Source organism: Candidatus Nitrosocosmicus sp. T, from assembly GCF_054408485.1.
This window is the reverse complement of sequence record NZ_CP166992.1, coordinates 1,788,924-1,808,303: the sequence shown is the minus strand read 5'-3', so window position 1 is coordinate 1,808,303 and position 19,380 is coordinate 1,788,924. Positions and strand designations below refer to the sequence as shown.

Sequence of the window (19,380 nt, the reverse complement as noted above, 5' to 3'; positions counted from 1 at the left end):
ATTCGAGAAATTTCATAAGATACTGAACTACGTAATTCTTACGAGAACCATCATATAATAAGTGAGGTCAATTTGTTTTAATTCATCTGATTTTGATTACTCTGCAAAACCAGTGCATGCGCAATAACCAAATTCGTCTATGCGTTTATCACACCGAGGACATTTCTCATAGTAATTAACCTCCCACATATGCTTGCCATATAACTGATAATGCGTATCGATTTCTAAAGGGACCGTGAATCTTTGAGGTGTGTTCTCTTCGTGAGATTCTTTAAGCGAACTCTTTTCCTTTTTTTTCAATACTCCAATTATTATAGGGGTCAATGCTATATTTTTATCTAGTTGTCATTAAACCTAATTATTACAATGATTCTCTATAACAATAACCTAAGATGAAAGACTACTCTTCAGTTGATGAAGATTTTATTAGAAAAATCGTTAAACCTCGAGGTATCCTATCACGAAAGGGTGAAAATGGAATAGCCTTGGTGGTAGGTGGAAGCCGAATATATCATGGGGCCCCTCTGTTATCTTCTTTGGCTGCCCTACGAAGTGGGACTGATTTAGTCTATACTGCTATTCCAAAGATCAACTTAGTGTCATCCCGAGTTTTTTCTCCAGATCTTATAATATTACCTTTTCCAGATGACAAATTAACTATAGGTTCAGTTAGAAGGCTGCTAAACTACTTGCCGAAAAAAGTTGATGCAGCAGCTATTGGAATGGGATTAAATGTATCAAGATCACAACCATTGATCTTACTTATGCAAAAGTTGTTGGAAGCTGATTCTCAATTGGTTATTGATGCCGGAGCTTTAATTCCAGATATATTGCCCGATATATCCAACAACCAAACTATAGTGACTCCTCATGCAGGGGAGTTCAAACGTCTATTCGGTGAAATCCCCACAAATAAGATATCAGAGCAGATCCAATTAGTGAAAAGAAAAGCAAAGGAATTTGGGTTGATAATCGTCCTGAAGGGGCATCAGAATATAGTTTCTGACGGTGAGGATAACTTTGTAATCGAAAGAACCACACCCTCAATGACGGTAGGAGGAACAGGGGATATACTTTCAGGACTAATTACTGGATTTAGGACAAAATATGAACCATTACATTCTTGCTTGCTTGGCTTATTTTTTAACGGGCAAGCAGGATTAAGAATATCAGGCAAAATCGGATCACACATGGTTGCATCTGATCTTTTAACCGAATTACCATATGTAATGAAGGAATATGATAAAATTAATTGATAAATCAATCAATCAATTAAACGATCAAAAATTTATGGACTCTACTTTGCTATCTTCCAAAATTGATGTATTCACCTTAACCCAGGTATCATTAAATTGATTAACTAGAGTTGGAACAAAAATCTCATGGGAATCAAAATAAGCTGACTTTGTGCCATCGTTTTTAATTATTATCATGCTCTTATTATCGAAGATAAACATATTTGTACTAATTTTTGAACTTTTTTTATCAATTGCGTTAGGTAGAATAATTGAATCAGCTCGGCACATAAAGTCGAATAGGATTCTTACTTTTACTCCTCTATATATGGCCTTCAATATTTCTTCCTTTGAAGCGTTTAGAATCACATTGCCCCAATGATTAAGGGAGATGTCGATTGATTCGTTTGCATTTTTTATCAAGTCAGTAATCTTACTGTCTGTGGAAAATTGGTTTAGGACTAGATATCTTTTCTCCTCGATTCCCTTATTTTTTAGACCATTTTCATTAATTTGTTGAAGTGATTCTATTATTTTTTTTAAACTCTTGATCCTAGTCTCATACTTACATAATATGTGACTAAAAGAATCCTTCGGAGAAAGTGCTCTAAACATTAATGGCTTTTGGTAATTTATGAAAACTAGTTTCTTTTTTTCCAGCTTCTTTAAAATAAAATAGATTTTTGTCCTAGGTAAATTCGAGCTATATGCTATTTCCGTTGCTGAGATCATGCCCTTTCCAAGCAGACTATAATAAGCTGATGCCTCATATTTTGATAATCCCAATTCTTCTAAACCACCCAGAACTTCATTATTTACATCACCATCAGTTGACATCATAATCTAAATGATATCATAAGGATAGTAAGACCGTATGTCAAAATTTTTATATTAATAATTAAAAAAAAGAAAACTACAATTCCTTTTCATTGTCTTTAAAAAGGGTTTATTTTTTTTTATTCTTTTGATTAAAACTATTTACTACATATCCTATCAAACAAATTAGGAATATCACTTGAGAACATAATACTATGACACTTGCGCCACAGGAATTAGAGAATACTGCGAGCAAATTTGCCGCCGAAGCTATTAAGCTCGATTCTCAAGGATCACATTCGTCAGCAATAACCTCCTACCAAAGAGCTAGTGAGGCATTAATAAAGCTGGTTCAAATTTATCCAGAATATAAATTAAATAGGGTTTATTTAGAGAGGGCAAGCGCGTATCAGAACAGAATAAAGGCAATACAAATGGCAAACGGTATTTCAGAGGACGATAGGCGTCCTGCTAGTGAGCCTGAATCTAAGAGAAACGGTATAATGGATGGTGTGTTGCCGAAGATGAATGGTAGAATCAATCATGTTATTCCTTCTAATAAAACAAATCTGCAGAGTGATAGTCATACCGCACGGCAGAATTTACAATCTCCAGAGACAAATAAGATGCAAGAGTTAAGTAATGATCTAGAAAACATGATATTGAAGGAAAAGCCTCAGGTCAGCTGGAAAGAGGTAGTTGGACTCGAAGATGCCAAAAGAGCCATTCGCGAATCCATTGTATATCCAACAAGACGTGCTGATTTATTCCCACTGGGTTGGCCGAGGGGTATCTTGCTTTTTGGACCTCCTGGTTGCGGAAAAACCTTACTTGCTGCCGCTGCGGCTGCTGAGATACACGGATATTTCATAAATGTAGACGCAGCATCAATGATGAGTAAATGGTTAGGAGAAGCAGAAAAAAATATTTCAAAGCTATTTACTTTTGCAAGAGCCCTTCACCAGAAAGAAAAAATTCCAATATTATTATTTATTGACGAAATAGATTCCCTCTTGGGGACCAGGAATGGAGAGGTTGGTGGAGAAGTTCGCGTAAAGAATCAATTATTGACCGAAATGGATGGAATCAATGGAAAATCTAAAGAATCATTCCTTTATGTCATTGGTGCAACTAATAAACCTTGGAGTCTTGAGTCTGGATTTTTAAGGAGATTTCAAAAAAGGATTTATGTAACCCTTCCTGACATGGCTTCCAGACGAAACCTTTTCAAACAGTATGTATCAAAATTAACAAAAGACCCATTGCTGAAAGTAGATGAATTGGCAAGATTATCTGAAGCTTACAGTGCCAGTGACATCAAAGATATTTGTCAGTCAGCACAACTCAGGGTGGTAAATGAACTCTTTGAAAAAGGAGAGCCGTTAGTAGAAGATGATTTACCGAGGGAATTAAACTTAGCAGATTTCAAAGAAATGTTTAAAGTTAGAAAACCTAGCGTGAGTTCAGATATGGTCAGAGCTTATATGCGTTGGAGTGAACAATTTAAAGCCCTCTAAAGATTAGTTTTTAAACCTATCAATTCCTTCATTAATTATCCGCTCTGCTGCATTACTATTTTCCCAGCCGGTGACTTTTACAAACTTGCCTTTTTCTAATTCCTTATAATGTTCAAAAAAATGTTTAATCTTATCTAAAGTTCTACTATCTAATTGATCTATTTCATTGAACCTAGAATATTCAAAATCAATCTTTTCATGAGGTACGGCGATAATTTTGGAATCCGTCCCTTCTTCGTCTTCCATGATTAGAACACCAATGGGTTTGGATTTGATTACTGAAAGAGGTGAAAATTCATCGTTACTTAATATCAAGATATCAATTGGGTCTCCGTCTTCTTCCTTAGTTCGCGGGACAAACCCATAATTAAAGGGATAAACCATGGAAGTGTGAAGCTTTCTATCTACAAATAGGATACCAGATTCTTCATCTAATTCATATTTGATATTACTGTTTTTAGGAATTTCAACTACTACATAAATGTCATTAGGTGGATTCTTGCCCGCTCCGATTTGATTAAATCTATTCACATCTAGAGATTTCTACAATTTTAATATAATTCTATTTGTAGGATGACGAGTATAAAAGAACTCATCAATAAGGGCAATCATTTCATAATTTTCTTTCATTGCTGAGTCGTACTATGGCGTACAATGATCATAGAATTTTATTCCAAATTTATTTAGAACATTCTATAACTCATTTTCGACCGTTTAAAACGAGTTATTTTGTTGGTATCTGAAAATTTTGCTCGAGTATTTTCCAAAAACATAAGAGTGGAATGACAGTTGATTTTTAACATAATATGAAATTAGGGGATAAATTTGAGCTAAAGACATTTGAAAATCAAATTAGAGCTTATTATGATGATCCCGCTATAAAAGGAGGAATAAAAAAATATCTTAGTGATTCTAAAAATTTTACAAGGACAATAGGCTACATAGAGGGGCCACCAACAATGAATGGAGAACCACACTTGGGTCATATTAGAGGCAGGATAATTAAAGATTTATGGTTTAGAAAATCTACCATAGAAAAAAAGAAGATGGAGTTTCGACCTGGCTGGGATTCTCAAGGTTTACCAGTAGAACTTCAAGCAGAAAAGATACTAGGTTTGACGGGTAATAAATCTGATAATCTTCGAAAAGTCGGAATCAAGAAGATCGTAGAGACATGCAAAAAATTAATTCTTGAATATAACAAAAAATGGATAGAGGTAGATAATTTAATTGGAATGTCCTTCGAGTATGAAAAGGGGTATTGGACTTATACCGACACATATATTGAAAGAGAATGGAAATATATTAACAAGGCACTAGATAATGGAATCTTGAAGGAATGGTTTCGTGTAGTAGCATACTGCCCTTCATGTCAAACATCGCTGAGTAATGCTGAAATCAATCAAAGCTATGAGCAAGTAGAAGATCCTTCCTTCTATTACAAGATAAAATTAAAAGAATCGGAAATTTTTCTAGTAGTGTGGACTACGATGCCTTTTACATTAGTTACAGATGAGTTAGTAGGTGTAAATCCTAACGCTCTCTATTTGACTATAAAGGTAAATGTTGAGGGTATAAATGAAAAATGGATCGTGTCCGAAAACAGGGTAAAAGAATTAATGGCCGATTTGAAAATTGAAAATTATGAAATAGTCGATACATTCCTGGGCATAAAATTAGAAGGCCAATATTACATTCATCCCCTCTTAGAAACTATTCCTGGTTTGAGTAGTCTTGCATCGCAAGGTAAAATCCATTTTGTGGTCGCAGAAAATTTTGTTGACGTTACTACTGGTAGCGGAATAGTGCACTTATCACCTGCAAATGGAGAAGAGGATTTTGAAATTGCAACGCGAAGAAAAATACCCATCTTTGTACCCATAGATGATAAGGTATTATTTACCCCGGATGCTGGTAAATATAAAGATCAATTCGTTAGAGATGTCGATCAAATTGTCGTTAATGACATGCGATCAGCGAATTCATTAGTAATGATCGGTAAGTTAACTCATAAATACCCTACATGCTGGCGTTCTCATCACAAAATAGTCTGGTTGGCAAGAAAGGAATATTTTTACATGATTGATACTTTAAAAGACCAACCTATTGCAGCCGCTTCAAAGGTAAATTATTTTTATGAGCAACCTAAGAATAGGTTTCTTGAGATTATTAAAGAAAAAGTTCCTTGGTGTATATCAAGAGAAAGAGTTTGGGGTACACCGCTTCCTATTTGGAAATGTACTAAATGTTCTTTTAAAGAGGGATTATTTTCACGAGAAGCAATTGTTAGGAGAGCGTCTGATTTGCCAGATGGAGAAAACTTTGAATTGCACAGACCCTGGATAGATGAAGTAGTAATTAATTGCCCCAAATGTCAAAACAAAATGGAAAGGGAGTTATTTGTATTGGATACTTGGCATAATAGCGGAAGCGCCCCTTTCTCATCACTTTCTGATGCAGAATATGATACATTGATTCCCGCTGAATTTTTGACAGAAGGGATCGACCAAACTAGAGGTTGGGCATATACCTTATTGATCCTAAATGTTATATTCAAAGAAGGCCCTCAATCTCCATTTCAATCATTCCTGTTCACCGGTCATGTTTTAGACGATAAAGGAAACAAGATGAGCAAAAGTTTAGGAAATGTCATTGATGCCAAATCACTATTAAATAGCAATCCTGTGGATCTGGTGAGACTATACTTTATGTGGAAATCTTCTCCAATAGAGCCTCTTAATTTTAACATCAAAGAAATGTCTTCTAGACCCTACCAGGTTTTAAGCACACTTTTTTTCTTACATATTTATTATCAACAAAACGCCTCCTATGATCAATTCAAGTTCGAAGAATCTTATTCAAAGTCGGGTTGGAATGCAAACGACCTCACATTAAAGAGTCAAGATATTTGGATCTTGACGAAGCTGAAAGGCTTAATTGATGAATCCACCCATCTATTGAGTAACTGCCGATTTCACGAAGCTTCTCATATGATTGAGGACTTTATAATAAACTCGCTGAGTCAAACCTACGTTCCCTTAGTAAGGTACGATCTTTGGAGCGATGATTCAGATAATAAGGTAAGGAGATTTACCGTATATACAATCCTTGCGCGTTGTCTTTTAACACTTGATATTATTGTACATCCTATCTGTCCCTTTTTCACCGAATATCTTTACTTGTCATGTTTTAAGCAGTTTGATTCAATTATAATGGAAAATCTGCCTATAGGGGACGAATTGGCAGAGATAGCTAATACACAAGTTGAAGCAGCATTTGATAAGGTCAAGGAGATATCATCTTTATCATTTTCATTAAGAAACCGATACAAATTGAAAAGGAGGTGGCCACTGGAATCAGCATTGATCTACGTTGACGAAACTGAATTTCTAAAAGTAGCGGGAATAAAAGAATTGTTAAAAGAACAGATGAATGTAGAAAATATTGAAGTTAAAGCGCTCAAGGCAAATAATATTTTCGAAAAGGTAACAAGTTTAATTAATTTAGAGGCCCCTATAATACCTTCTATTACCGTGAATAGAAAGAGTGTTGCTAAGGTAGTTAAAGCTGATATTGGTATATTATCTGATAGATTTGATAGCGAAGATAAACTGAACATACTAAAAGAACTGGAGGAGAAAGGGTTTTATCATTTCGACTACGATCCAAACAAATCCATTGATTTAACTATTGCAGATATGGATTTTACATTTGTCCCAATGAACCATTATGTTGTTGGGGACAAAGAGAATATAGTTCTCCTATTAAATACGTCTAGAAATGAGGAATTAATCATGAAAGGCATAGTTAAGGATCTAGCTCGAAACATTCAGCAACTTAGAAAAGAGTTGGGATATTCACCAACCCAAATATTGGATAGAGCCCACATTTCCAATCTTCCAGCAGAAGAAATTGGAAAATTACGTGAGTTCGAGTTCGATCTGCAGAACTTGGTTCGGGTCAGAAAGATTGAATTTACAGAAAAAACCGATGAGGCTGAAAATTCTAAAAAGATAGAATTAGATGGTAGAGAAATTTTAATTTATATAATTTAATTCGATAAATACTGATTGTAACAAAAATGAACCTTTATTCTATTGCAATTAGTATTCATGTTTCTTTTTTCTCGCTTTATAAAAATAATTATTCTACTTTGTCTAACTCTATCTGTCAAAATAAACATTTATGACTGAAGGAATTAGTATACTGAACTCCGAAAAAACTCATTCCTATCATATCGTAAAACAAACACCAGAAATCATATCCCTTGGTTAGTAATATGTTACAAAGAGTAAGATTCTACTGGCTATATGAGAGGGATATTACCTATTCAATAATTTGCACCCTTTTAGCCAATTTTTTTATGTGATTGAAAACCACTCGGACTGCATGTGTAAAAATTATTAGCTAAATGTCAAATGTAATGATCTTTAATGTAGATAAATTATTTTAATTGAACAAAGTTGCTTGAAAAAGATGCGGAGACTGCAGGAAAGTAAACAACTGTCCTTTGAAGATTGTCTGATTGACAATTTCAGAGAGAAGTTAATGGATCTTTCTCAGACCGTTGCTGAAACAGGCAAGCCAGTAATACTATACACTTCGCTGCTTGATGAGGTAAGTGATTATGGCGAACAAGAACTTGCAATAGTGAATGAAGATTTCGTCGTGATCCAAGTTATCACATTTGGAGGCTATGTTCCTATTGCAATTCAGCATCAGAGAGTATTTACCTTTGAGGAATTTTCCAACTGGATTTATAAAAGAAGTAATAATCTATTCATACAATGCTTTGGTACTCTGGAAGATTCATTGATATCGATCCGATAGTCCATGAGTTCCAAAATTATACGTTTCTATTAAATTCCCTTACAAACTACCTAAATATACAGTCAAGATCATAGAATTATCCAAGAATCACTAGGGCTTTAGTTGAGCCCTATTTATTTTTAAATAACATGAATGCTATTACTTTTTAGAAATATGATTGAGGTTTATGAGGAGTATAGGCCCTGGGGAAAATTTGAAAAATTTGTTGAGAATGAAAAATGCACGGTCAAGTTATTGCATTTGAATCCACATTCTCAAACTAGTTTACAATATCATCATAAAAGAGAAGAATGGTGGAAGGTTCTAAAAGGCTCTATTTCTGTAGAACTTGATGATGATAAGAGCACCCTGTATGAAAACGACGTGATTTTTATAAGCAGGGGTTCAAAGCACAGGGTTAAAAACTTGCAATCGCCTTCTACCATTCTGGAGATCTCCATGGGGGATTTTGATGAATCTGATATAATCAGACTCGAGGATGCATATAATAGAAAGTAACGACGCCAGTTAAATGATTATTTAACTTTTGATCCTATCAATTTCTACTTTCTTTGACTACATATCAAATATGTTTTTTAATTTACAGAATGTTATATTCTACCAATTGTCATATTCGCTGGTAATTAGTTAATTATCGCAGAATCAATGAATCAAGAGCAACACATAAAGGTTTTAATCGTTTGAAGGGTTCTCAGGTCTGTTCTATAATCATGTAAATATGATTTCAAAACGTTATTAAAAATAAGATAGCGAAATACAAATAAACCCCTGAATGATTTTTATGTCTTATGAGCGCAAGTAAAAAACCACATATGAATTTGGTGGTTACAGGACATGTCGATAATGGTAAATCAACTACTGTTGGTCATTTAATGGTTGATTTGGGTGTTATAGATCAAAGAACTATTGATTCTTTTGCCAAGGAGTCAGAAGCAACTGGGAAGGGTGATACTTTCAAATATGCTTGGGTTTTGGACAGTATAAAAGATGAAAGAGAAAGGGGTATCACCATTGATTTAGCGTTTCAAAAATTTGAAACCCCTAAATTCTTTTACACGTTGATTGATGCACCAGGACACAGGGATTTTATCAAGAATATGATTACTGGAGCCTCTGAAGCTGATGCATCCATTCTAGTAGTTTCAGTAAAGCCCGGAGAAACAGAAGCTGCAACAGAACCAGGAGGCCAAGCAAGAGAGCATGCATTCTTATCTAGAACACTAGGTGTAGGGCAAATTGTAGTTGCTTTAAACAAGATGGATGACGTTGGTTATGCTGAAGCACGTTTCAATGAGGTGAAAGAAATTGTTGAAAAAATGTTGAAAATGGTAGGCTATAATACATCGAAAGTAAGCTTTATTCCAGTTTCTGCCTGGAAGGGTGATAATCTCGTAAAAAAATCTGAAAATATGGCTTGGTACAAGGGACCTACACTAGCTGAGGCATTAGATTCTTTTACCCCTCCAGAAAAACCTATCAATAAACCATTGCGAATTCCAGTTCAGGATGTGTATACAATTACAGGTGTCGGTACAGTCCCTGTTGGACGGGTTGAGACTGGTAAGATGAAGACAAATGAAAAAGTTATAGTGATGCCATCAGGCGTGCCAGGCGAGATAAAGTCTATCGAAACTCATCATACTCAGATGGATTATGCAGAGGCTGGAGACAACATTGGATTTAATCTACGAGGTGTGGATAAAAAGGCAATCCACAGAGGTGATATAATAGGTAATATTGATAGCCCACCTAGTGTCGCAAAAGAGTTTGAAGCACAAATTATTGTAATTCATCATCCAACTGCAATGGCACCAGGTTATACACCAGTGCTACATGCTCATACAGCTCAAGTTGCTGCGACAATATCGGAATTTGTAGCAAAAATTGATCCAAAAACTGGTGGAATTGTAGAAGAAAAACCCAAGTTCTTGAAAACAGGAGATGCCGCAATAGTAAAAATCAGACCAGTAAGACCTTTGGCAATAGAGACCTTTAAAGAATTCCCTGAAATAGGAAGATTTGCATTGAGAGACATGGGAACAACGATTGCGGCAGGAATAGTAAAGAATATTACTGAAAAACATGATCCAAACAAGAAGTAAGTGAAGTTAGATGCCTCAAGAAGCTAGAATTAAGCTCACAAGCACAAATCTATTGACTTTGGAAAATGTATGTACTGAAATTAAGGATATCGGGGAAAAGAACGGAATACGTTTAAAGGGACCGCATCCTCTGCCTACTAAGAAGATGCGAGTTGTTACGCGAAAGTCTCCATGCGGACAAGGAACAAATACTTGGGATAAGTATGAGTTGAGAGTTCACAGACGGGTAATTGACCTGGGTGCAGATGATAGGTCGATCAGGCAACTAATGCGGCTTAAGATTCCCGAAGATGTTTATATTGAGGTATCTCTAACTCAATAAAAAATATTTATTAATTTATTTCTCTCTGTATTCCTGTTCTAACCATGTTTTAGTAGCATCTTGAAGCTCTTCTAAAACTTCATCAATTTGAGCCGGATTAGATTTCATCTTACCACCTGCCGCGTATTCATGACCACCACCTTCAATGAGTTCATGCGCTATTTTATTGCATTTGATCACAGGATTATTTCTTCTAATGCTAACTTTACCTTCATCATTATAGAAGAATGCCAAGTCTACAGCTGTTTTTTGGAATATTTCTTCCGAAAACAAACTAATTTGAATATAGGACGAAACTGGTATAATTGCCATGGTGAGCCCACCTGATAAATTTTGTATTCTAATCTTTTTAAGTGAATTTGATTTCGCTTCATTCCGAAGATTGACATAAGTTTTAAAATCTGACTGCATCTCAGTGTCCCATAAAACTCCTTCAGAAACCCTCTTAGCCAGATGAGTAATCTTTGAGTAGAAATCTGAAAGTGTTCTATAATAGACTATTAACTCGGGTAAGGGAGGTATGTCTTGATCTTTTAAAAGATAATCTGACGTATGTGCGATACTTGCTAATTGTTTTGCTATATCATTTCCATAGAGAAGATGTTCAAATGTCAATTCAGATGCGCATTTGTTCCCGCCTGTGTCAAGTACCAATTGAAACGTTTTATGCTTCTCAAAAAGGATCGATGCATTCTCTGACCAAGGATGGTGATCGATCCAAAGAACCGACCATGAATTTGATTCAAGGAAATTAAATGTGTCCGAAATAGATGAGATTGATTCATCATTTAGGCCCAAATCGGTGAATATGACCAGACCAATTCCTTGGCTTGAAATGACTTGCTTATATACCAAATCTGAAATCCTTAAAAAGCTGTCCTTACCATATGACGTAAAAAACATCTTTGATTGCGGATACCTCATCAGAGCAATGGAAGCTGAGAATACACCATCGACATCTGATTCATGAGAAACTATTATTGAGTTCAAGCTTCTGCAAATTTATGTGCTCATTCAATAATAACTATACAGGCCATAAAGTGGATCTATTATCTGAGATCCCATAAATTCTCCTCAGTTCTATAGCTTTCAGGATCTATCCTAAACCCTTTTGATTCTTCATATGGAGTTTCTACAAGTTTGAGATGATATTCCTTTTTCATCTTTCTAAATTGCTTCTCAAGCCACAACAGGAATTGCTGTTCCAAAATGTTTCCCTCCTCTTTTAGCATCTTAGGATGCACCTGTGACAAGGTAGTTATAAATTCCATTTCAAAATATAAGTTAAAGAAATCCCAGCCCATGGTTTTTCCAGCAGAGGAGCATTCACACTTTGATTCATAATGACAGCCCCACTCCAACTCACCCACTAATTCCATAATATGTTCTCTTTCTTTTCTAAAGTTGAGACATGATCCTGAAATCAATACCATTTGTGGTTTTCCAGTATCTTTTTTATGCATAATTGTACAAGACGCATTTGATATTTAAAATTTAAAAAATTCAGAAATGTTTATGACTATGTGATAACTAAAAGATGGTTATATATCTTATCATTTGAAATTTGATACACTCATATTGGTTAATTTTTGACTTTACTTGGGGGAAATTGGAAGTACCTATTTCTGAATATGTGACCTACTTTAATTATGAGGGGGAAAATGCCGATTTCTTGGTAAGGGAAATAAAGAAAGGCGTTTTTAAAGTCTTAATTCGAGAATACAATGACAATCATGACACCGAATTCATTGAAAAGGAGTTTTTTGTAAAGAAAGATACTCTTGATGCACTATTTGAAGAATATAATGTCATGAAAAAACCTACCGGTACAGAGAAGATATTAGAACCCACCCATGAGATAGAACTATAGTGTTTAACCGGTTTCCAAATCTTTACTAATTATTGTATATCTTTTAATTTTAAATTTTATATTTTTCATGTAGAGAATTGAGCCTTGGCATTACAGCCTAGAAAGCACTGATAAAATTATGAAATTCTATTTAGTGGGCTAGCATGCATATTATGACTTACCATATAATTAATATAGCCTACATTTTTATAAAAAGTCACGAATGCGACGGTCGTCCAGTTTGGTCTAGGACATCAGATTGCCAATCTGGTAACCCGGGTTCAAATCCCGGCCGTCGCATTTTAATTATTAATTATGGTCGGTTAAAAATTGTAAATTTTTTACTTGTTTATAAAATTATTAACCTATTAGAACAATATAATATTAGGTATGCTGCCTAGACTTGATTATATCAAACAAGCCAGACTAAAATTAGGGGTGACTCAGAAGAAGTTAGCGATATTATGCGGGATCAGTACATCTATGGTAAATCAAATCGAGTCAGGAAGATGTAAGCCTAGTTATGATACTGCGAAGAGAATATTCGAAATATTGCTCTCTATGGAGAGCAATGCTTCTATAAAAGCTGGCGATATATGCAATAGGGATCTCATAATAATTCAAAGTGAAGAATCTTTGAGCACAGCTATTCTTAAAATGCGTGACCACAGTATCAGTCAAATGCCGGTTTTCAATGGAAGCAGATTGGTTGGCATATTAACTGAAGATGATCTAGCTAAAATAATGATAGAAAATAATGATAAAGATATACACTTAGTAAAAATTGGTTCTGTCATGGAACCTCCACCGCCTCTTGTAGATGAATCTACCCCTGCAAAGGCACTAGTATCCTTAGTAAGATTTGCTAAATGTGTATTAGTTAGTGAGAAAGGGAATGTAATAGGAATAATCACATTAACTGATACATTGAAGATCGTAGAACTCACTTGATCATATTCTACAACTTTTCCAGACCTACACAACAGTCAGCGCACTTTAAACAGTCACTGCAAATACTGACAGGTGATCCTTTGAGAAGAATTGTCGAACAAAGAGCACATTTTTTATCGCTCAATAATTTCAAACAGCGTTCTTACCTTATTAATCTTATTTTCATTTTCAAATATACCAAAAATTAATTATATCAATCCTGTTATTCTCTTGTGAGTAAAGGTGGATATTATAAATATTATAACATCTCTTGTTTCCACTTATGGTTATCTCGGAATATTCATAGCCGCATTTGCCGAAACTATATTTCCACCTATTCCCAGCGAGTTGATATTTCCCCTTGCAGGGTTCGTAGGCTTCAAATCTAATTTTACTTATTTTGAGACCTTTTTAATGGCTTCATCGGGAGCGGTAGGTGCGACATTTGGAGCTATTGTAATTTATATAGTTTCTTTCAAAATAGGTAGAATCGCAATCGTCAAACTTGGAAAATATGTATTTGTAAGTGAAAAAAAAATAGAATCGGCAGAAAGATGGTTCGAAAAATATGGTATTTATGCTGTATTTTTAGGAAGGATGGCTCCAGGTGTTAGAGAATTGATCAGTGTCCCCGCAGGTATAGCCAGAATGCCTTTCGCGAAATTCGTAACTTTTACTTTTTTTGGATCTCTCATATGGAGCGTAATTTTGGTTTTTTCAGGTTACTTTTTGGGAAATTCCTGGGAAAGCTTGTCAGAAACACTTTCCGATTACTTTACCCTTATTTCTGTTATAGTTTTGTTATCAATAGCTATAGTAATATTTTATTATGCATATTATGGTAAAAGAAGGAATAGAATAAAAAAATAGGATCCGGACTAAATTCTTTTCAAATCGATAATTCATTAAATCTAGCCAAATCAGACAAAATTATGATTGTATAAGAAAGACATGGGTTTTTATAATGCTAATGAAAGTTAAGGTTTCTAACACGATATGATATTCGAAAAGTAAATCTAATTGAACATTAATGGGTTTGAAAAATGTATTAATATTACGACAATGAACTTCTCATATGGACAAGAAAATATTTGCTGATGTGAGTGAAAAGGAAATAACTCGTTCCATAGCTTCTATGTTTTTTGAAACTATTCAAGAATATAGCGATTCTGATGTAATAATCTTGGGTGCAGGACCAGCGGGGTTATCAGCTGGTAGAGAAATAGCAAAAAGTGGTGTTAAAACACTGATAATCGAACAAAATAATTACCTTGGAGGCGGCTACTGGGTTGGCGGATATATGATGAACCCTGTCACGGTGAGAGCTCCAGCCCAAAAAGTTTGGGATGAATTAGGAGTTCCATATAGGAAAATCAATGATAATTTATATGCAGCTTGGGGCCCTGATGCTTGCTCCAAATTAATATCCGCAGCATGCGATTCTGGAGTTAGATTCTTGCAACTAACTAAATTCGATGATCTCGTATTGAAAAATGAAAAAGTTGGCGGAGTAGTTGTAAACTGGATGCCCGTGTCTGCCTTGCCTAGAAATATAACATGTGTTGACCCCGTTGCATTTGAGAGCAAGATTGTAATTGATGCTACAGGTCATGATTCTGTAGCAGTAAAACGATTGATGCAAAGAGGTCTGGTTGATTGGAAAGGGATGAATCCGATGTGGGTAGAAAGCGGTGAAGATGGAGTGGTCCATTCAACTGGGGAGGTTTACCCTGGATTAATTGCCGCTGGGATGTCTGTTACAGAAACCTATGGGTTGCCGCGCATGGGCCCAACATTTGGATCGATGCTTTTATCGGGACGAAAAGCTGGCGAACTAGCAGTAGCCAAATTGAAAAATGTGTCTGACTCTCCAAAAATCAAAGTTAAAATTAAGTGAGCATGTAGGCGTTCACTTTATAACTTTGAATTGTACTTTTTTTGTTCCTATAGTTATTCATGTTCAATAAAACTAAAATTATATCAATTTTATAATTAAATGGATAGATTGACGGCTAAGATAATAGACGGATTAGCGGTATCAAATCACATAAAAAATGATCTAAAAAATGAAATTTCTGAACTAAGAACCAAAGGTGTGATACCATGTTTGGCTACGATACTTATTGGATCAGACCCGCCATCGTTGGTGTATATAAATAATAAACAAAAAGCTGCAAACTCGATAGGAATACGAACCCTTGATTATCGATTGGATACTGCTGTTTCACAGACCGAATTGATTAGATTAATTGAAAAACTTAATTTAGATTCTTCTGTTCATGGAATATTAATACAATTACCATTGCCTGAACATCTGGATAAATATCATGTGATCAACATGGTGGACCCTATGAAAGATGTTGATGGGCTAACATCTATCAATTCTGGTTTGTTACTGAACAATAAAACTAATCTTATACCATGCACTCCTCTTGGAATCATGGAGCTATTCCATTTTTATAAAATTCAATTGGATGGGGCCAATGTATTGATTATCAACAGGAGTAATCTAGTGGGAAAGCCTCTGGCTTCATTGTTATTGAGCAAGAATTCTACTGTTACTATTTCTCACTCCCATACTAACAATCTCAAGTTTTTCTCACAAAATGCGGATATAGTTATTACTGCTGTGGGGAACAGGAATTCATTCGTCTTAACACCTGATATGGTCAATAACGGCGCAATAATAATTGATGTCGGAACAAATAGAGTTGATGGCAAACTATGTGGAGACGTAGATTTTGAAAGGGTACGCGAGAAAGCTAGCTATATTACACCGGTACCTGGTGGTGTGGGTCCAATGACCATTTGCATGCTTTTGCGTAATACCGTTGAGGCCTCAAAATCACACACAGTGTAAAAAAAATGGTACCTTCAAAAGAGGTCTTAAGAAAGAAATACCTCCTAATGCGAAAAAACATGCCATATTATGATTGTTTAATAAAAAGTTGGTCAGCTCAACAAAGATTTCTAGGTTCAAAGTTTTTTACAGATAGCAAAGTTATCGGCCTCTATTATCCTATTTTAAACGAAGTCCAAACCTTTCAGATTATTTACCAAGCCATTATGAACTCAAAGACCGTATGTCTTCCTACAATTGTAAACGAGCAAATTAATTTTTTCAAGTATGATCCAACAAAGAGGCTCCGGTTAGGCAAATATGGAATAATGGAACCAGAGCCATCTTGCGAAAATATGAATCATTTTCTCGATACTGTGGTAACACCCGGTATTTTATTTGACACCACCGGTAACAGGATTGGATATGGCAAAGGCTATTATGACAAATTCTTTAATTCTAATGCATCTCAAACCATGACTTTAGTAGGTCTTGGATATGATTTCCAATTAATATTGGAAAAAATAACCTGTAATCCTAACGATGCAAAAATGAGTACAGTAATTTCAGATAAAAGGCTTGTACATTTGCAATAGACCAAACATTAAAATTCTAAGCCTTTTCTGCCAATATCGCTCCTATAATGCTGCTGATTATCTCCCCATGATATTTCACGCACTTTTTCATAGGATTTACTCGTGGCTTCATCAATTGAATTACCCAAGGATGTTATTCCCAAAACTCTACCTCCAGAGGTAATAAGTTCATTGGTTTGGTTTAGTTTTGTTCCAGAATGAAATATCATAATACTGTCGTCAGTTGATTGACTCAAACCTCTTATTGCATACCCTGTCTCGTATTTATCGGGATATCCCTTAGATGTCATCATAACACATGTAGAAAATTTATCCTTCCACAGAAAAGGCTGCATTGAATCCAGTGAGTGTCTTTCTGCTGCTTTTATGTATTCAAATAAGTCCGATTGCATTCTCATCATAAGTGGTTGGCACTCTGGGTCACCCATCCTGACATTAAATTCCAAAACAAAAGGCTTACCTGTGTGTCTTTCAATCATAATGCCTGCAAATAGAAAACCCTGAAATGGATCGCCTCCAGCCTGCATTCCCTTGATGACTGGCTTAAAGACTTTATCTGAAATATAATTTAAATCATTTTCGGTTATTTCAGGAACAGGTGAATAGCTACCCATACCTCCAGTATTGGGACCCAAATCATCATCAAAAACTCTCTTATGATCTCTACATGAATCCATAAGTATGAAAGATTCTCCATCGCAGATGGCCATAATTGAAACCTCTTCTCCTATGATTTTCTTTTCTACAATGATTTTTTCGGATGCCTCACCGAATATTTTCTTGTTTAATAACTGATCAATCGCATCTATAGCTTCCGTTTTGTTGTTGCTCACAAAGACCCCTTTGCCCGCTGCCAGTCCATCAGCTTTGATTACCGCATTAAAATCAATCCTCTCTACATAATCTATAGCTTTTCCTGAATCAGTAAATACTTTAAACTCGCTGGTAGGAATAGAATGAGTATTCATAAATTGCTTTGAAAATTCTTTACTAGTTTCTAGTCTGGCAGCATTTTTTGTGGGACCAAAAATAGGTAAATTATAAGAATTAAATGCATCGACTATACCCAAAGATAATGGTATTTCTGGTCCAACGATAGTGAATAACCTGCTTTCATTTGCATACTGTGCCAGTTTGTCTATTTCAGTAGGCAATATCTGAATATTTGGAGACGTTCCACCGTTGCCATTTGCATAAATTACTTTTTTTACCTTTTTATTTTGAGAAATCTTCCAACCTAAAGCATGTTCTCTACCACCCGAACCTACGATCAGTACATTCTCGTAATCATGCATGATGGATAGAATTCTTATCTATTATATATTTGAAATTAAGTTATTGCATTCTATGAGCCAGAAATGATCTGAAGAATTATTCTTCTAAAGACCTGATCAAGATATTCGTCTCCATAAAGAGAGATTTTGTAATTTGATTTTCCAACACAAGTAGATACTTCAGATAAATGATAGCATTTTTTTCTATTGTAATTATAATAAAACCCCTTACAAGAACAAAATGCTAGGACATTATCCACATAGTAACTTGTTTTATTTTTTCGGCTCTGGACCTCCCAAAAGAAATGGCCAGACGGTAAAAATAAATATTTTGTAACTGTGATTCTTTCAGTTACTATAGAGCTATCAGAAAAATCATCATCATCAACAAAATCGGTATCCACTACTTATCAATTATTTGGATAGATTATAACCTTATAGTAGAGCTGATATTCAAGTTGGATGTATTTTTGGTCTTGGATAGGGAAATTTTATGTCCTATTTATGGACGCGGTTTTGTATGGTTCTCTACTAATACTTCATAGGGATTGAGGACTCCTCATCGAACAAATAAATGAACAAATGGATAAAGATACAAATCAGATCCTGAAATGAGATCTACGTGGCCTCAAGGATGTTGGATCTATTGATTGGGAAGTAATAAATGATAAAATAATAGCGTTAGGCCCAAAATATTCAGCGTATTCATATGAGTTAGGATATTTGACAACCTGGATTTATATCCTCTACAACAGTCAATAATATGGGTCTACCGCTATCGTTTGTTACGGCAAGTATCATGCCATCTGAAACTTGATCTCCAAACTTTCTGGGCTCTAGATTGGTACAAACTATAACATTTTTATTAACTAACTCATCTGGCTGGTAGTGCTTTGCCAGGCCAGACATTATCTCTCTTTCCTCACTGCCTAAATCAACAATTAACCTTAGTATTTTCTTATATCCGGGTAAAATTTCCGCACTCAAGACTCTACCAACCTTGAGTTCAACTTTACTGAATTCCTCAAATGTTATTTTTTTCTCATTTTCGTTCATATTGTGTCAACTAG

21 protein-coding genes and 1 tRNA gene are annotated in these 19,380 nt (G+C 35.1%); 14 read left to right on the top strand and 8 right to left on the bottom strand.

The window, feature by feature from the left end; genetic code table 11:
• Positions 1-96: 96 nt before the first annotated feature.
• A complete protein-coding gene (locus AB0A59_RS09175; protein WP_458743178.1) occupies positions 97-324 on the bottom strand; it encodes a hypothetical protein in 228 nt (75 codons plus the stop codon).
• Positions 325-392: 68 nt separating this feature from the next.
• Here AB0A59_RS09175 and AB0A59_RS09170 point away from each other — a divergent pair, with 68 nt between their 5' ends.
• Positions 393-1,256 (top strand): NAD(P)H-hydrate dehydratase, encoded by an 864-nt coding sequence (locus AB0A59_RS09170; RefSeq protein WP_458743176.1) that lies wholly within the window; start codon positions 393-395, stop codon positions 1,254-1,256.
• A gap of 24 nt (positions 1,257-1,280) precedes the next feature.
• On the opposite strand, the gene AB0A59_RS09165 is transcribed toward AB0A59_RS09170, so the two are convergent.
• On the bottom strand, positions 1,281-2,075 hold the full coding sequence (locus tag AB0A59_RS09165; RefSeq protein ID WP_458743174.1) for a TrmB family transcriptional regulator: 795 nt from the start codon (positions 2,073-2,075) through the stop codon (positions 1,281-1,283).
• Between the two features lie 191 nt (positions 2,076-2,266).
• Here AB0A59_RS09165 and AB0A59_RS09160 point away from each other — a divergent pair, with 191 nt between their 5' ends.
• Positions 2,267-3,568, top strand: coding sequence for an AAA family ATPase (locus AB0A59_RS09160; RefSeq protein WP_458743172.1), 1,302 nt, complete (start codon positions 2,267-2,269; stop codon positions 3,566-3,568).
• A gap of 3 nt (positions 3,569-3,571) precedes the next feature.
• Here the strand turns inward: AB0A59_RS09160 and ppa are convergent, their stop codons facing one another.
• Positions 3,572-4,099: an inorganic diphosphatase gene (ppa, locus tag AB0A59_RS09155; protein ID WP_458743170.1), complete on the bottom strand. Its 528-nt coding sequence runs from the start codon at positions 4,097-4,099 to the stop codon at positions 3,572-3,574.
• Between the two features lie 275 nt (positions 4,100-4,374).
• Between ppa and AB0A59_RS09150 the strand changes: the two genes are divergently transcribed.
• From AB0A59_RS09150 to rpsJ, 5 genes are all read left to right on the top strand, one after another.
• Positions 4,375-7,623 (top strand): class I tRNA ligase family protein, encoded by a 3,249-nt coding sequence (locus AB0A59_RS09150; protein WP_458743168.1) that lies wholly within the window; start codon positions 4,375-4,377, stop codon positions 7,621-7,623.
• 421 nt (positions 7,624-8,044) lie between these two features.
• Positions 8,045-8,398 (top strand): hypothetical protein, encoded by a 354-nt coding sequence (locus AB0A59_RS09145; RefSeq protein WP_458743166.1) that lies wholly within the window; start codon positions 8,045-8,047, stop codon positions 8,396-8,398.
• A 153-nt stretch (positions 8,399-8,551) separates the two neighbouring features.
• A complete protein-coding gene (locus tag AB0A59_RS09140; protein WP_458743164.1) occupies positions 8,552-8,896 on the top strand; it encodes a phosphomannose isomerase type II C-terminal cupin domain in 345 nt (114 codons plus the stop codon).
• Positions 8,897-9,186: 290 nt separating this feature from the next.
• Positions 9,187-10,500, top strand: coding sequence for a translation elongation factor EF-1 subunit alpha (tuf, locus tag AB0A59_RS09135; RefSeq protein ID WP_458743162.1), 1,314 nt, complete (start codon positions 9,187-9,189; stop codon positions 10,498-10,500).
• A 10-nt stretch (positions 10,501-10,510) separates the two neighbouring features.
• Positions 10,511-10,822 carry a 30S ribosomal protein S10 gene (rpsJ, locus tag AB0A59_RS09130; RefSeq protein ID WP_148686504.1) on the top strand — a complete coding sequence of 104 codons (312 nt, stop codon included), beginning with the start codon at positions 10,511-10,513 and terminating at the stop codon, positions 10,820-10,822.
• 15 nt (positions 10,823-10,837) lie between these two features.
• Here the strand turns inward: rpsJ and AB0A59_RS09125 are convergent, their stop codons facing one another.
• The gene (locus tag AB0A59_RS09125; RefSeq protein WP_458743160.1) at positions 10,838-11,812 is read right to left on the bottom strand and encodes a DHH family phosphoesterase; all 975 of its coding nucleotides are present in this window, start codon (positions 11,810-11,812) and stop codon (positions 10,838-10,840) included.
• A gap of 59 nt (positions 11,813-11,871) precedes the next feature.
• Positions 11,872-12,285 carry a hypothetical protein gene (locus tag AB0A59_RS09120; protein WP_458743158.1) on the bottom strand — a complete coding sequence of 138 codons (414 nt, stop codon included), beginning with the start codon at positions 12,283-12,285 and terminating at the stop codon, positions 11,872-11,874.
• A 146-nt stretch (positions 12,286-12,431) separates the two neighbouring features.
• On the opposite strand from AB0A59_RS09120, the gene AB0A59_RS09115 reads away from it, so the two are divergent.
• The 7 genes from AB0A59_RS09115 to AB0A59_RS09085 all read left to right on the top strand — a co-directional run bounded on the left by AB0A59_RS09115 (position 12,432) and on the right by AB0A59_RS09085 (position 17,036).
• A complete protein-coding gene (locus AB0A59_RS09115; RefSeq protein WP_144729403.1) occupies positions 12,432-12,692 on the top strand; it encodes a hypothetical protein in 261 nt (86 codons plus the stop codon).
• A 204-nt stretch (positions 12,693-12,896) separates the two neighbouring features.
• Positions 12,897-12,971, top strand: a tRNA-Gly gene (locus AB0A59_RS09110).
• A 90-nt stretch (positions 12,972-13,061) separates the two neighbouring features.
• Positions 13,062-13,622: a CBS domain-containing protein gene (locus tag AB0A59_RS09105; protein ID WP_458743155.1), complete on the top strand. Its 561-nt coding sequence runs from the start codon at positions 13,062-13,064 to the stop codon at positions 13,620-13,622.
• A 222-nt stretch (positions 13,623-13,844) separates the two neighbouring features.
• Positions 13,845-14,471 carry a DedA family protein gene (locus tag AB0A59_RS09100; protein ID WP_458743153.1) on the top strand — a complete coding sequence of 209 codons (627 nt, stop codon included), beginning with the start codon at positions 13,845-13,847 and terminating at the stop codon, positions 14,469-14,471.
• 205 nt (positions 14,472-14,676) lie between these two features.
• Positions 14,677-15,498 (top strand): sulfide-dependent adenosine diphosphate thiazole synthase, encoded by an 822-nt coding sequence (locus AB0A59_RS09095; RefSeq protein WP_458743151.1) that lies wholly within the window; start codon positions 14,677-14,679, stop codon positions 15,496-15,498.
• Positions 15,499-15,606: 108 nt separating this feature from the next.
• A complete protein-coding gene (locus tag AB0A59_RS09090) occupies positions 15,607-16,461 on the top strand; it encodes a bifunctional 5,10-methylenetetrahydrofolate dehydrogenase/5,10-methenyltetrahydrofolate cyclohydrolase (protein ID WP_458743149.1) in 855 nt (284 codons plus the stop codon).
• A 5-nt stretch (positions 16,462-16,466) separates the two neighbouring features.
• Positions 16,467-17,036 (top strand): 5-formyltetrahydrofolate cyclo-ligase, encoded by a 570-nt coding sequence (locus AB0A59_RS09085; RefSeq protein WP_458743147.1) that lies wholly within the window; start codon positions 16,467-16,469, stop codon positions 17,034-17,036.
• Between the two features lie 8 nt (positions 17,037-17,044).
• On the opposite strand, the gene purD is transcribed toward AB0A59_RS09085, so the two are convergent.
• From purD to metG, 3 genes are all read right to left on the bottom strand, one after another.
• On the bottom strand, positions 17,045-18,331 hold the full coding sequence (gene purD, locus AB0A59_RS09080) for a phosphoribosylamine--glycine ligase (RefSeq protein ID WP_458743145.1): 1,287 nt from the start codon (positions 18,329-18,331) through the stop codon (positions 17,045-17,047).
• A gap of 50 nt (positions 18,332-18,381) precedes the next feature.
• Entirely contained in the window at positions 18,382-18,714 is a 333-nt protein-coding gene (locus AB0A59_RS09075) for a hypothetical protein (protein ID WP_458743143.1), read from the bottom strand.
• A 310-nt stretch (positions 18,715-19,024) separates the two neighbouring features.
• Complete coding sequence (metG, locus tag AB0A59_RS09070; RefSeq protein ID WP_458743141.1) at positions 19,025-19,366, bottom strand: methionine--tRNA ligase subunit beta; 342 nt, start codon at positions 19,364-19,366, stop codon at positions 19,025-19,027.
• Positions 19,367-19,380: the final 14 nt, after the last annotated feature.